The organism is Burkholderia sp. 9779_493, from assembly GCF_015712215.1.
GTDB lineage: Bacteria > Pseudomonadota > Gammaproteobacteria > Burkholderiales > Burkholderiaceae > Burkholderia > Burkholderia cenocepacia.
The window spans coordinates 135334-149821 of sequence record NZ_JACCQA010000016.1 but is presented as its reverse complement, the minus strand read 5'-3'; the positions used below and the strand labels follow the sequence as shown (position 1 = coordinate 149821).

Here is a 14488-nt window from a genome sequence, read left to right as displayed (position 1 = left end):
CTACGAAATTTCCGGCCAAACGGAAAGCGCATTAATGACTTTCAGCATTCAATGAAGCGCTCGGAATTCAATAGATGCTCTTTCTAAATTTTTCGTTTCCTTTACCCAAAACCATCAAGTATATTTACGCATCCTTGGAGCAAGCCGACAAACCTTGAAGCCGCATGACGGCGAATTTACGGGACGGCGACACGCTGTCCTTCCGTCCTGCGGCCTGGCCCGGCCAGCCCCGTAGGTCGTCGGTTCAAAGGGATTGCGCGCCTGCGCCGGGCGTGCTGCCCCGTGTCGTGCGCGCGAAATCAATTCAGTACAACACGCGCCCGGCCATTTTGAACCGGCAAGTTAACCGACATCCGGAAATCCAGAGGGGGCAGTAAACCATGATTACCTTCACGTAGTCGGCCGCCGTCTTTTCGAATAATCCGTCATTGGTATTTTTTCGCTGTTGATTAAACGGCGAGGGGATTGCTTTTGCCGGCGTTTTCGCAGCACTGAACGATTCTTTCAACAATCGAGGTTTCAGTCATGTCGATCCATATTCGCAAGATGCGTTATCTGCCGCTCGTCGCCGCACTCGCGCTCGCCGGGTGCGGCGGCGACGACGGCGGTGCGGGCTCCGCTTCCGCGCTCAGCTCCGCCGGCGCGCCGCATACCGGCTCGTCGCCCACCGTCGCCGCGCCGCCGAGCGCATCGAACGTCGACAAGAGCGTCTCGCCCGTCGAATTGCCGGACACCGTGGTGCCCGTGAACTACCGGCTGTGGTTCCGCCCGAACGAAGCGCTGAACGCGTTCGACGGCCGCGCCGACGTCGAGATCAAGGTGCTCAAGCCGGTCAACAATATCGTGATCGCCGGCCACCGGATCAAGTTCACCAACGGCCGCATCACGCTGCAGCCGGGCAACATCCAGCTGATCGCGACGCCGCAGGACAAGGGCGACTTCTATCAGCTGCGCCCCGTGAGCGGCTCGATCTCGCCGGGCAACTATTCGCTGCACATGGAGTGGTCGGGCATCATCAACTTCAAGTCGTATGACGATCCGGTCAACCACACGGGCGGCAGCTGCGGCGACGATCCGTATCCGGGCTGCTCGGCCGCGGAAGGCGTGTTCCGCGTCGACCTGAAGGGCACCGACGGCAAGACGAGCGGCGCGATCCTGACGCAGGGCGAAACCAACCTGTCGCGCCAGTGGTTCCCCGGCTGGGACGAGCCGGCGTTCCGCCCGACCTATGAAGTGACGGCCGAAGTGCCGCAAAGCTGGCGCGTCGTGTCGAACGCGGCCGAGAAGCCGTCGACCAACGTCGGCGGCGGCTACAAGCTCGTGCAGTTCGAGAAGACCCCGCCGATGCCGTCGTACCTGCTGTTCTTCGGCGGCGGCATGTTCGACACCTACGAGGACGACTTCACGAGCCCGCTGCCGGGCGGCAAGGGCGGCCTGCACCTGCGCGTGTTCACGCCGCCGGGCATGAGCGAGTGGGCGAAGCCGGCGATGGACCGCACCAAGCAGGCGCTCGACTACTACTACCGCTACACGGGCATCCCGCTGCCGCTCACGAAGTTCGACACGGTGGCCGCGAACGATGCGTTCAAGGAGCAGAAGGACCTGAACTTCGGCGGGATGGAGAACTGGGGCTCGATCCTCGAGTTCGCCGACGACATCCTGCCGCAGCCGGGTCAGCCGATGTCGCACTACGGCAACGAAGTGCTGACGCACGAAGTGGCGCACCAGTGGTTCGGCGATCTCGTGACCACCGACTGGTGGGACAACGTGTGGCTCAACGAATCGTTCGCGACGTTCTTCGAGACGAAGACGACGATCCAGTTCTTCCCCGACGAGTTCAGCTGGCTCGACCAGGTGAAGAACAAGTATCGCGTGATCAATCGTGACATCGGCCCGAACGCATTCCCGGTCGCGCCGAACTTCAACGACTGGGCGTCGAACGACTTCGTGCTGAGCGCCAGCGCGTTCACGTACGACAAGGGCGGCCACGTGCTGAAGACGCTCGAGAACTATCTCGGCGAGCAGACGCTGCGTAAGGGCCTGCAGCAGTACCTGGTCGACTACTCGTTCGGCAACGGGACGCCGAAGCGTCTGTGGGATGCGCTGTCGAAGGAAAGCGGCCAGGCGGTCGGCCCGATCGGCGACAGCTACGTGCGCCAGACCGGCGTGCCGCTGATCTCGCTCGACACGCAGTGCGACCTGACGAAGAACCAGACGGTCGTCACGCTGAAACAGCAGCCGTTCCCGAACAAGAACGCGTATCCGGGCCTGCAGTGGACGGTGCCGCTCACGCTCGCGTACGGCCAGGGTCTCGCGAAACGCACGACGCTCGCGCTGAAGGACACGCAGACGCAGACGCGGATCGACGGCTGCACGGGCGTGGTCGCCGACCCGAGCGGTCTCGACTACTACGTCGTGAACTACAGCGACGCGGCCTGGAGCGGGCTGCTCACGCAGATCAACAGCTCCACCGATCCGGTGCTGCTGGCGAACCTGAAGAGCGAAGCGGCGCTGCTCGTCGCGAACAACCTCGCGCCGGCTTCGCGCTCGACGTCGATCGGTTCGGTCGCTTCGCCGGCCGCGATGAAGCTGCGCCAGACGCCGAGCTTCGGCGGCATCGAACCGGTGACGAAGCAACGCCCGGCCCTGCAATACCAGGGCATCTTCAAGCCGCGCAAGGTAGTCACGCAGTAACGGTGCGCGTCCGGCCGGTGCCGCGCGACCCGCGGCGCCGGCCGGCGTACCGGTTTCTCCGACCTGTTGACGGGCCTCGCATGCGAGGCCCTTTTTTCATGGGGCGCGACGTTCGCCCGTCGTCACGCCCACGCGGCGTCCCACGCCGGCTGCGCGAACCACGTGGCGAGGAACGCGACGAGCCGCGACGTGCGCGCACTGCCGCGCGCCTGCTGACGCAGCACGTGGATCGTCGCCGGCTCGGGCGCCGCCGCGTACTGCGGCAACAGCGCGCGCAACCGTCCGTCGCGCAGCGCGTCCGCCGCGAGCCAGGTCGGCAGATGCGCGAGACCGAGCCCGTCGATGGCCGCCTCGAGCAACGCTTCCGAATGATTGCTGCGAAACCGCGGCTGCGCCGGCACGTGACGGCGCTCGCCGAAGCGCCACGCGCCGGGCGGCGGCGCGCCATGCCATGCGAGACAGTCATGGCCGGCGAGCGCGTCGGGCGATGCGGGCTCGCCGCGCCGGGCGAGGTAGGCCGCGCTCGCGCACAGCACGCGCCGCTGCGGCGCCAGCACCGTCGCGACGAAACGCGTGTCCTCGAGCGGGCCGATGCGCACCGCGAGATCGACGTCGGAACCCAGCCGCGCGCCCTGCAGGTCGACCATGCTGTCGGTCAGCACGAGGTCGACCTGCAGCGCCGGATAGCGCTGCATGAACGCGGCCAGCGCGGCCATCAGGTGCCGCCGGCCGAAGGGCGCCGGGCAGTCGACGCGCAGCAGCCCGCCCGGTTCGTCGTGCTGGCTGTGCAGGTCTTCCTGCAATCCGCGCAGCTCGGCCAGCATTCGGGTCGCGCGCCCGTACAGCAGTTGCCCGGCCTCGGTCGGCCGCAGCGCGTGCGTGGTGCGATGCAGGAGACGGATGCCGAGCTGCGTCTCGAGCCGGTCGATGCGCCGCGTGACCGACGACGCGGCGACGCCGAGCCGGCGCGCGGCCGCCGAGAAGCTCTGCTGGTCGACCACGTCGACGAACAGCGCGAGGTGCGGGGAAAGGAAGTCGTCCATTCGTGAGCCTGTGGATGGGCTATGCGGAATACGCAAAACAATCATCCGCCTTTGCACGTTTCCGCGTCAAACCGGGCCCACTAGACTGCATTCACCGGTTTCATCCGCCGCACGCGCCGGCCCGCCGGGCCGGGCAGCCGCCATCGTTCACGGAGATCATCATGCGCAGCATCCGCTTCGACAGCCCCGCCGCCGACATCGAGTCGCTCGACGCGCGGGTCCGGGACATCGCCCCGCCCGTACCGGCCGACGGCCAGATGCTGATCGAGGTGCGCGCGGCCGGCGTGAACCCGAGCGACGTGAAGGCCGCGCTCGGCCGCATGCCGCATGCGGTGTGGCCGCGCACGCCGGGGCGCGACTGGGCCGGCATCGTGCGCAGCGGCCCCGACAACTGGATCGGCGCGCCGGTGTGGGGCTCGGGTGGCGATCTCGGCGTCGGGCGCGACGGTTCGCATGCGGAATGGCTCGTACTGGACGCCGCGCACGTGCGCCGCAAGCCGGGCGTGCTGACGCTCGACGAGGCGGCCGGCGTGGGCGTGCCGTTCGTCACCGCGTACGAAGGCCTGCGCCGAGCCGGCATGCCGACGGCCGACGACGTCGTGCTCGTGTTCGGCGCGAACGGCAAGGTCGGTCAGGCCGCGATCCAGCTCGCCACCGCACGCGGCGCGACCGTGATCGGCGTCGAGCGCGGGCGCGGCGCCTATCGCGGCCATGCGTCGGGCGACGTCCCCATGATCGACGCATCGAGCCGGACGGTGGCCGACGCGGTACGCGAGTTGACCGGCGGCCACGGCGCGGACATCGTCTACAACACGGTCGGCAGCCCGTATTTCGAAGCGGCGAACGCGTCGATGGCGATCGGCGCGCGACAGATCTTCATCTCGACGATCGAGCGCAGCGTGCCGTTCGACATCTTCGCGTTCTATCGCGGCCAGCACACGTTCGTGGGCATCGATTCGCTGCAGCTCGGCGCGGCCGCGGTCGCGCAGATCCTCGATACGCTCGCGCCCGGCTTCGGCAACGGCACGCTGCGCCCGTTCCCGATCGGCGACGACTACGTGTACCCGCTCGAGCGTGCGCACGACGCGTATCGCGCGGTGCTGGCCGGCGCGCGCGAGCGCGTCATCCTCAAGCCCTGACACCGGCCCCAACGGGAGACCGCCATGATGGATTACGTGACCTCGCTCGTGGTGGGCGTCGGTGTCGGCGTGTTGTACGCGCTGCTGCACGTGCGCTCGCCGGCCCCGCCGCTCGTTGCGCTCGTCGGCCTGCTCGGGATGGTGATCGGCGAACGCGCGATCGCGCTGCTGCGTTGATGCGTCGATGCAACGCCCGATGCCGCGCTAACGATCGTCGCGGCGCCGGAACGCCCACCACGCGGCCAGCGCGGTGAAGCCGGCAACGAGCAGCACCATCAGCCAGAAGCCGTGCTTGTTCTCCGAGAACGGCACGCCGCCGACGTTCATCCCGAAGAAGCCGGCGACGATGTTGATCGGCAGCGCGATCACGGTGACGAGCGTCAGCGTGAACAGCGTCCGGTTGTTCTGCTCGTCGAGGCGCGAACCGATCTCTTCCTGCAGCAGCTTGATCCGCTCGTTGAGCCCCGCCAGATCGGCGAGCACCAGCGAGAACTCTTCGGTCGACTCGCGCAGCTCCTGAACGTCTTCCGTGTGCAGCCACGCGGGCGGCTTCGCGAGCAGCCGGAAGATCGACCCGGGCTCCGGCGCGAGCATGCGCTGCAGGCGCGTCAGCGTGCGGCGCATCGCACCGAGTTCGATGCGGCTCGACGTGAGCCGCTGCGACAGGAAGCGATCCTCGATGCGGTCGACGTCGATGCTCGTGCGCCGCATGATCTGGATCAGCAGGTCGGCCTGGTCGCGCAACAGGTGCACGAGCAGCTCCGCGGGCGAGCGGAACTGCTCGCCGTCGCGCACGCACGCGCGCAGCGTGTCGACCGAGCGCAGCGGCTTGAGCCGCGCGGTCACCATGATGCGCCGCTCGACGTGGACGAACAGCGTCGCGATCTCCGACGGCGTCAGTTCGAGGTTGAACATCACGTCGTTGACGATCGCGCGCAACGCGCCGTCTTCCTGCTCGATGCGCGTCGAGCGCGAGCCTTCGTGCAGGAATTCGAAGAAGCTGTCGGGCAACCCGAGATGCGTGCGCATCCAGCGCTCGCTCGCGCCGTGCGCGAGATTGAAATGCAGCCAGACGAAATCGCCCGATGCGGCCGCGCCGTGCTCGCGGCACGTGCGCAGCCATGCGGCGGCCGCGTCGGCATCGAGCAGCGCGCCGGCGCCGCCCGGATCGAAGCGGAATCCGCACACCATGCCGGAGGTATCGGCGCCGTAAGTCTGTACGATCAGGTCCATCGTGTCGAAGGAGGTGCGGCACGCGACGCGCCGCACATCGCGGGTCGCGGGCCCGCGCCGGGTAAGGAAAGGAGACGTATGCCCGACGGGCGTGACGCGCGCGTGACAGTGTCACGCGACATCATACCGGCAGCTTCTCCTGCCCCAAAAACAACGCGCCGCCCAATGGGCGGCGCTGACCGGAAAGACCTCGTGACGGGCCGGCACGCGTTACTGCCGCGTCTCCGACTGCGCGGCGCTCGGGCACGCGGGGTCCTTGCCCCAGTGGCCGTCGCACACGCGCCAGCGGCACAGCTGATCCTCGAAGAAACCGCGCTCCGAACACTCCTTCACGCGCGACGCCAGCGAGCCGCCGGTGGTTGCCGCCGTCTTGGTCGGCACGGCCTGCCCCTTCTGCGCGGCGAGTTTCTTGTCGGCCGGCTTCGTGCGCGCGACGAGCGCCGCGAGCAGATCGGCATCCGGATCGTCCTTCCCGGCCGCCTTCGCGGTTCGGGTGGACGTCGCTTCGCGGCGCTTCTTCGCCTGCGCGAGCTCGGCCTGCTGTTCCTTGCGATGCTTGCGGGCTTCGGCCTTCGTGTCGACCTTCGCCTCGGTTTTCGTGTCGGTCTTGCCGTGAGCCGCGACCTTCGTGCTCTTCGACGCGTCGGCCTTCGCGGTCTTGGACGTCGCCGCTGCGGCGGCCGCAGTGGCGGCGACGCCGGCCGCGGCCGCCCCGCCCGAGCCCTCTTCGGCGCCGTTGGCAAGCGCGCGCGACAGCCGGCTGTTGTCCGCCGCGGAGGCGGCGGAAGCCGATGCGGATGCAACGGCCTGGGACGCCGAATCGTCGTTGACGATCGTGGCCGGTTGCACGGCCGACGCAGCGGACGCGCCGTTCTGCGCGACCTGCGCGGCGGCGCCGCTGGCCGGCGCGGCCTTGTCCGGCGCAGCCGCCGCGGGTGCCGTCGCGGCCGCGACGACCGCGGGCTGCTCGCCCGACGACTGCTGCATGCGCCACGCGCCCCAGCCGCCGACGGCCACGACCAACGCCACGACCGCGGCGATCGGCGCCTTCAGCGAACGGCGCGGCGGCTCGGCGGGCGGCGTGACACGCCCTTCCAGATCCGCGAGAATGCGCGACTGCCGTGGCCCTCCCTCGCCCGCCGGTTTAGTATCGGACAGCAGGCTGGGCGGAGTTTTCGAATTTGAATTTTCCGGCGCACTCATTCAGCGTCTCATTGAATCCTGGTTTAATTCACCGCGATAATATAGCCCGGCCTCTCGAAGCAGCCTGATTCTAAGAGCAAGCATTGCAAAACACAATCAATTCCAATTTCCGGGGATATCGTTGATTGCCGTCGCACTCGTCGCCTATTTCGCCCTTGCCGTCGCCGTTGCGGCACTGTTGCTTTTACCGGGTATCCGCGCGACCGTTTTCGAATCCGTTGCCCAGTTTCACGGCCGTCTTACCCGCCGTGCGAACGATCGCGCCGCGCGCACGCGGAGTCAGATTGTTAAATCGGCAAGCGTTACGCGCGGCGCATTAAACGATGTGCAAAATTTACTGGTTCGGCGGCGCTTGATGATTATGGTATCGGCAGGTATTCTTGCGACGCCGCCATTGGTCGCCATTGCGTTACGCGGCCGGCAATTGTTCCAGTACGACGACACGGCGCGCGTGCCCGACGAGAAGATCGCCGCGCTGCTGCAGGGCGAGCAACTCGTGCCGCCCCCGCCGCTGCCGCCGGAAGTCTTCGCCACCAAGGAAGTCGAACAGGTCCGCCCGGCGCTGAAGGATGCGAGCCGCGACTGGAACCTGCTGGATCCGGATTTCCGTACGCGTTTGCTGCTGGTCTACAAGATCATGCACGAACAGCACGGTTATGAAATGGCGTTGCTGGAAGGTTACCGGAGCCCGGAACGGCAGAACCGGCTGGCGCAGATGGGCAGCAACGTGACCAACGCGGCAGCCTTCCAGAGTTATCACCAATTCGGGCTGGCGGCCGATAACGCATTTCTGCGCGACGGCAAGCTGGTCATTTCCGAGAAAGATCCGTGGGCGATGCGCGGCTACCAGTTGTACGGCCAGGTCGCCGAACAAGTCGGCCTGACCTGGGGCGGCCGATGGAAAATGATGGATCTCGGGCACGTGGAATACCATAAACCCGGTTTTAAACTGGGACGCGGCAGCTAGCCAGGGCTGCCGGACAGGAAATAATGAGGGCGGCATGGGGCTTTTTAATATCCCGGCAGGAAACGATATGGGCGACGCAGAAAATCGGGCATTCCGGTGCGCGATTTTTTCCGGCCGCCGCTTCAGTTTTAAATCTCACAGCGTCCTTTCGTTAATGCGCGCGCCTTCTCCGATGCCGCGGGCGCATTGATGCCAGCCCCCTTCATCCCGTTTGACAGCATGGCGACACATCGCGGCGCCACCCTTGCCGCTCGACGCGCCTGCGTCGCCTCACCGAATCGCACCGGAACCTGAACGTCCTATGCAACGCATCCTCAACGTGCTGACTCATCCGCGTACGCTCTCGATCGTCGGGATCGTCGCGCTAGCGGCCATTCTGTTCATCGTCGCCGACATGTTGCAGCTGCCGCTCCTGTGGGCGGCGACCGCGTTCGCGGCGATCCTCGCGCTGTGGCTCGTGGTCGCGCTGTGGCGCCGCTGGCGCGTGAAGCGTGCGAACCAGCAGCTCGGCCAGGTGCTGGAAGAGCAGGCGGAAACCGGCAAGATCGCCGCGCCGGCCGCTGCCGCGCTCGCACCGGACGCGAAGACCGCCGACCTCGACGTGCTGCGCACGCGCCTGTCGGATGCGGTGAAGACGATCAAGACGTCGAAGATCGGCCAGGTGTCGGGCGGCTCCGCGCTGTACGAACTGCCGTGGTACATCGTGATCGGCAACCCGGCCGCGGGCAAGAGCAGCGCCGTGCTCAATTCCGGCCTGCAGTTCCCGTTCGCGGACAAGAACAGCGCCGTGATCCACGGCATCGGCGGTACGCGCAACTGCGACTGGTTCTTCACGACCGAAGGGATCCTGCTCGACACGGCCGGCCGCTATTCGGTGCACGAGGAAGACCGCAGCGAGTGGCTCGGCTTCCTCGGGCTGCTCAAGCGCTACCGTCCGAAGGCGCCGATCAACGGCATCATCGTCACGGCCAGCATCGCCGAACTCACCGGCAACCGCCCCGAATTCGCGATCAACCTCGCGAAGAACCTCCGTCAGCGCGTTCAGGAGCTGACGGAAAAGCTGGAAGTGTTCGCGCCGGTCTACGTGATGTTCACGAAGGCCGACCTGATCACCGGCTTCACCGAATTCTTCAGCAGCAGCGACAAGCACGAGTACGACCGCGTGTGGGGCGCCACCCTGCCCTACGAGCCCGACGACAAGCGCGACGTCGTCGCGCAGTTCGACACGCACTTCGAGGAACTCTACGAAGGGCTGAAGGAAATCAGCGTCGCGCAGCTGTCGCTGTCGCGCGGCAACCAGCTGTCGCCGGGCCAGTTGAGCTTCCCGCTCGAATTCTCGACGATCAAGCCGTCGCTGCGCGCGTTCCTCGCGACGCTGTTCGAGAACAACCCGTTCCAGTACAAGCCGATCTTCCGCGGCTTCTACTTCACCAGCGCGCTGCAGGAAGGCGAAACCAACAGCGCGGCCGCGCAGCGCATCGCGCACCGCTTCGGCCTCGACGGGAATGCGCTGCCGAAACCGCACAGCGCGTTCTCGAAGAACGGCTTCTTCCTGCGCGACCTGTTCTCGAAGGTGATCTTCGCGGACCGCCAGACGGTGCGCCAGTTCGCGAGCCCGACCAAGACGCGGCTGCGCTACGCGACCTTCTTCGGCTTCGTCGCGGCGCTCGCGCTCGCGCTGGGCGGCTGGACCTGGTCGACGATCGGCAACCAGCAGCTGGTCGCGAACGTGCAGGCCGACCTCGACAACGTCACGCGCCTGCAGCAGGGCCGCAACGACCTGCAGTCGCGCCTGCAGGCGATGGACATCCTCGAGGACCGGATCGAGCAGCTCGAACAGTTCCGCCGCGACAAGCCGATGTCGGTGTCGCTCGGCCTGTACCAGGGCGACCGGCTCGAGCAGCATCTGCTGACCGAGTACTACAACGGCGTGCGCCAGATCCTGCTCGCGCCGGTCTCGCAAAACCTCGCGTCGTTCATGAAGGACGTGAACGCGCACCCCGAGCAGCTCGTGCCGATGACGCGCCCGCCCGAATCGGGCGCCGTGCAGGGCGGCACGATACCGGTCTCGACGAACGCGGCAGGCGCCGCCCCGCAGCCGGGCGCCGCGCTGGCCGCGTCCGGCACCGCGCCGGCCACCGCACCGCAACAGGCGGCGGCCCCGCAAGGCGGCCTCTACAGCGACGCGTCGCCAACCAACGTGCAGGATGCGTACAACGCGCTCAAGACGTACCTGATGCTGTCCGACAAGCGTCACGTCGAACAGGCGCACCTGACCGACCAGCTCGCCCGCTTCTGGCGCGGCTGGCTCGAGACGAATCGCGGCAACATGCCGCGCGACGAGATGATCCGGAGCGCCGAGCGGATGATCTCGTTCTACCTGTCCCGCGTGAACGACAACGACTGGCCGATGATCGACGCGAACCTCGCGCTCGTCGACCAGACCCGCGAGAACCTGCGCCGCGTGGTGCGCGGCATGCCGGCCCGCCAGCGCGTCTACGAGGAAATCAAGGCCCGCGCGTCGACCCGCTTCGCGCCGATGACCATCGCGCGCATCGTCGGCGACGGCAACCAGGGGCTCGTGGCAGGCAGCTACGCGATTCCGGGCACGTTCACGCGTGAAGCGTGGTTCGACTACGTGCAGCCGGCGATCCGCGATGCGGCGACCAAGGAGCTGCAGGCGAAGGACTGGGTGCTCAACACGTCGACGCAGGACGACCTGACGCTCGAGGGCAGCCCCGAGCAGATCCAGAAGACGCTCGTCGGCATGTACAAGACCGAGTACGCGCAGCACTGGCAGAAGTTCATGCAGGGCATCGCGGTACAGGGCTTCACCAGCTTCGGCCAGGCCGTCGACGGGATGAACCGCCTCGGCGACCCGCAGGATTCGCCGATCCGCAAGATCCTCGAGACCGCGTACGACCAGACGTCGTGGGACAACCCGTCGCTCGCGAACGTGACGATCAAGAAGGCGCAGACGGGCGTCGTGAACTGGGTCAAGCAGCTGTTCTCGCGCTCGCAGGCCGGCCAGGTGGCGGCAGCCAACATCGACATCAACGGCAATCCGGCCGAGGTGCCGATGGGTCCGATCGGCCAGGAGTTCGTCGGGCTCGCGCGGATCGTCGCGACGCACGACGGCACGTCGATGCTGAAGGGCTACATGGAGTCGCTGTCGAAGGTCCGCACGCGCTTCAACGTGATCAAGAATCAGGGCGACCCGGGGCCGGGCGCGCGCCAGCTGATGCAGCAGACGCTCGACGGCAGCGGTTCGGAACTCGCCGATTCGCTGAAGCTCGTCGACGAGCAGATGCTGACGGGCCTGACCGATTCGCAACGCAAGTCGCTGCGTCCGCTGCTGGTGCGGCCGCTGATGCAGGCGTTCGCGGTCGTGATCCAGCCGGCCAGCGCCGAAGTCAACAAGGTGTGGAACGCGCAGGTCTATCAGCCGTTCCAGAGCTCGCTCGCGACGAAGTACCCGTTCGCCGCGAACGCGAAGGTCGAGGCCGGCGCCGGCGAGATCGCGCAGGTGTTCGGTCCGGACGGCTCGATCGCGAAGTTCGTCGGCACGACGCTCGGGCCGCTCGCGGTGCGCCGCGGCGACACGCTCGCCGCCCGCACGTGGGGCGACATGGGCATCGGGCTCACGCCGGACTTCACCAACGGCTTCGCCCGCTGGGTCGCGCCGCTCGCCGGCGGCGCGGCCGGCAGCGCGGCCGCGTCGGCCGAGCCGCAGACCGTGTTCCAGATCCTGCCGCAACCGAGCACGGGCACGACGGAATACACGATCGCGATCGACGGCCAGCAGCTGCGCTACCGCAACACGCCGCCGCAGTGGACCAACTTCGTGTGGCCGAACCCGCAGGGTTCGCCGGGCGCGACGCTGTCCGCGACGACCTTCGACGGCCGCACGGTGCAGCTCGTCAACGAGCCGGGCCGCTACGGTCTCGAGAAGCTGATCAACTCGGCGCAGCGCAAGCGCCGTCCGGACGGCACCTTCGACCTGACGTGGGCACAGGGCAGCGTGAACGTGTCGGTGACGATGCGCATCATCAGCACGTCGCAACCGTCGGCCGGTGGCGGCGACCAGCCGCAGCAGCAAAGCCTGCGCGGCCTGCAGCTGCCGTCGTCGGTCGCCGACGCGAGCGCGGGCGCCGCGCAGAACGCGACGCAAGCCGGCACCGGCACGCCGGGCGCCGCGCCGGCGGTCGCGGCCGCCAACGCAACGAATGCACAGAGGGCGCAATGACGCAAACCGTACAGGCGCAAATCGCCTACTTCGGCAAGATTCCGTCGCGCGGCGACTTCGTGAAGAGCGCGCACAATCCGCAACTGCTGCAGACGCTCGATCGCTGGATCGCGCAGGCGCTGGAGCTGCTCGCGGAAGATCCGCGCTGGAAGATCGTCTACGAGGATGCGAAGCCGATGCATTTCGCGTTTCTCGGCTCGCGCAGCAAGCTCGCGATCGCGGGCCACATGGTCGCGAGTCACGACGTGTCGATGCGCCGCTTCCCGTTCCTCGGCGCCACCGCGCTGGAGGTCGACCGGCCGGTCGCGTTCCTCGCGCGCAGCCCGCTCGCGTTCGCGCGACTGTGGTCGCGCGTCGCCGCGCAGATCCCGCCGCTGCTCGGCAAGGACGAGCCGCCCGGCGCGCTGCAGGCGCTCGGCGACACGCAGGTGCCGATCGACATCGGCGGCCCCGGCACGTCGCATGACGGCACCTTCAACGATTTCGTCGAACACCAGACGCTGCACGGCCTGCAGGAGATGCTGCTCGAAAGCGGTCATCCGGTGCGGCTGCGCGGCGCGATGCTCGCGCTCGGCTCGCTGCTGCGGCCGGTGATGCAGAGCGGTTCGTCGCACATCGAACGCGGCCTCACGCTGCCGCTGCCGGTCGATCCGTTCTACCGCAGCCTCGTCGCCGCGTTCTGGCTCGAGCTGATCGCGCCGTTCGTCGCGCAGGCCGACTTCGAGCTCGCGATCTTCATCGGCACGATCGCCGAACGCGAACGGCTCGTCATCGGCTTCAACGGCGCGTCGGCGAAGACGCTGCTGAGCGTCGTCGACCCGCAGACCTACGCCGCCCACAACATCGACATCGACGATCCCGAGTGGATCGACGCCCATGCGCAAAACGATCACCAGATCAGCAAGCTCGTCAGCTACCTCGACCAACCGCAACTCTCGCTGCGCGTCGCCATCGACGCGTTCCGCGAAGCGTTCATCGGAGGCTGACCGCATGCATCGCACGATTCAGGTCCGGCGCGCGCGCTTGTCGGCCGCCGTCTCGCCCGCCCTCGCCGCGCTGTTCGCGGCCGGCCTCGTCGCGAGCGGCGCGGCCTTCGCGCAGAACACCGGCGCGACCGTCACGCCGGTCGGCAACGGCACGGTCGCGACGACCGCGCTGCCGCAGGCCAACCCCAACGCCGGCGGCGCGTCCGGCACGGTGGTGCACGGCACCGCCGGCACGCTCACGCCGCCGCCCGCGAACGCGGCGCCCGGCCAGGTGGTGGTCGGCGGCAAGGTGCCCGACGAGGCGACCAAGGCCGCCGTGCTGCAGAAGCTGCGCGATACCTACGGCGCGACGAACGTCGTCGACCAGATCGAGGTGGGCGACGTCGCGACGCCGCCGAACTGGAGCGCGAACGTGCAGAAACTGCTCGGCGCGCAGCTCAAGCAGATCAGCAAGGGCCAGTTGAAGATCAACGGCACGCAGATCGAGATGAAGGGCGAGGTGCACAACGAGGCGCAGCGCCAGCAGCTCGCGAGCGACATGGCGAACACGCTGAACCCGACGTACACGATCAAGAACGGGCTGCGCGTGTCGGCGTCCGAGCAGGGCGTGCTCGACCAGACGCTCGCGAACCGGACGATCGAGTTCGAGACCGGCAGCGCGACGCTGACGCCGCAGGGCAAGTTGATCCTCGACCAGATGGCGGCCGCGCTCGCGAAGATGCAGAACCGCACGGTCGACATCATCGGCCACACCGACAACTCGGGGAACCGGACGTCGAACATCGCGCTGAGCCAGGCGCGCGCGGATGCGGTGAAGGGCTACCTGATCACGAAGAGCATTCCGCCGCAGCAGATGACGACGACGGGCGTCGGGCCGGATCAGCCGATCGCGCCGAACGATACGGCCGACGGGCGGGCGCGGAACCGGCGGATCGAATTCCGCGTCGGGCAGTAACGGGACCTCGACCGGCCGCCGT

At 67.5% G+C, this 14488-nt stretch carries 9 protein-coding genes and 1 pseudogene; 7 read left to right on the top strand and 3 right to left on the bottom strand.

Annotation, left to right across the window (positions count from 1 at the left end; genetic code table 11):
- Window positions 1-525 precede the first annotated feature (525 nt).
- The gene (locus H0X95_RS18710; RefSeq protein ID WP_006481916.1) at window positions 526-2694 is read left to right on the top strand and encodes a M1 family metallopeptidase; all 2169 of its coding nucleotides are present in this window, start codon (window positions 526-528) and stop codon (window positions 2692-2694) included.
- Between the two features lie 122 nt (window positions 2695-2816).
- Here H0X95_RS18710 and H0X95_RS18705 read toward each other — a convergent pair whose 3' ends face one another.
- Window positions 2817-3737, bottom strand: a complete 921-nt coding sequence (locus tag H0X95_RS18705; RefSeq protein WP_006481915.1) for a LysR family transcriptional regulator — start codon at window positions 3735-3737, stop codon at window positions 2817-2819.
- A gap of 161 nt (window positions 3738-3898) precedes the next feature.
- Here H0X95_RS18705 and H0X95_RS18700 point away from each other — a divergent pair, with 161 nt between their 5' ends.
- Window positions 3899-4876, top strand: coding sequence for a quinone oxidoreductase family protein (locus H0X95_RS18700; protein WP_059723927.1), 978 nt, complete (start codon window positions 3899-3901; stop codon window positions 4874-4876).
- Window positions 4877-4903: 27 nt separating this feature from the next.
- Window positions 4904-5050 (top strand): annotated as a pseudogene (locus H0X95_RS18695) (DUF1427 family protein); the annotation flags it as partial.
- Between the two features lie 30 nt (window positions 5051-5080).
- On the opposite strand, the gene H0X95_RS18690 reads toward H0X95_RS18695, so the two are convergent.
- Together H0X95_RS18690 and H0X95_RS18685 are read right to left on the bottom strand one after the other, a co-directional pair.
- The gene (locus tag H0X95_RS18690) at window positions 5081-6109 is read right to left on the bottom strand and encodes a transporter (RefSeq protein WP_006481924.1); all 1029 of its coding nucleotides are present in this window, start codon (window positions 6107-6109) and stop codon (window positions 5081-5083) included.
- 210 nt (window positions 6110-6319) lie between these two features.
- Window positions 6320-7312 (bottom strand): hypothetical protein, encoded by a 993-nt coding sequence (locus tag H0X95_RS18685; protein ID WP_012492311.1) that lies wholly within the window; start codon window positions 7310-7312, stop codon window positions 6320-6322.
- 121 nt (window positions 7313-7433) lie between these two features.
- Between H0X95_RS18685 and H0X95_RS18680 the strand changes: the two genes are divergently transcribed.
- The 4 genes from H0X95_RS18680 to H0X95_RS18665 all read left to right on the top strand — a co-directional run bounded on the left by H0X95_RS18680 (window position 7434) and on the right by H0X95_RS18665 (window position 14466).
- On the top strand, window positions 7434-8279 hold the full coding sequence (locus H0X95_RS18680; protein WP_006488977.1) for a M15 family metallopeptidase: 846 nt from the start codon (window positions 7434-7436) through the stop codon (window positions 8277-8279).
- A 301-nt stretch (window positions 8280-8580) separates the two neighbouring features.
- Window positions 8581-12525, top strand: a complete 3945-nt coding sequence (gene tssM, locus H0X95_RS18675) for a type VI secretion system membrane subunit TssM (RefSeq protein WP_059723929.1) — start codon at window positions 8581-8583, stop codon at window positions 12523-12525.
- Window positions 12522-13511 (top strand): type VI secretion system-associated protein TagF, encoded by a 990-nt coding sequence (gene tagF / locus H0X95_RS18670; RefSeq protein ID WP_006483243.1) that lies wholly within the window; start codon window positions 12522-12524, stop codon window positions 13509-13511. The genes tssM and tagF overlap by 4 nt, the downstream gene beginning before the upstream one ends.
- Window positions 13512-13515: 4 nt before the next feature.
- Window positions 13516-14466, top strand: a complete 951-nt coding sequence (locus H0X95_RS18665; RefSeq protein ID WP_006494417.1) for an OmpA family protein — start codon at window positions 13516-13518, stop codon at window positions 14464-14466.
- Window positions 14467-14488: the final 22 nt, after the last annotated feature.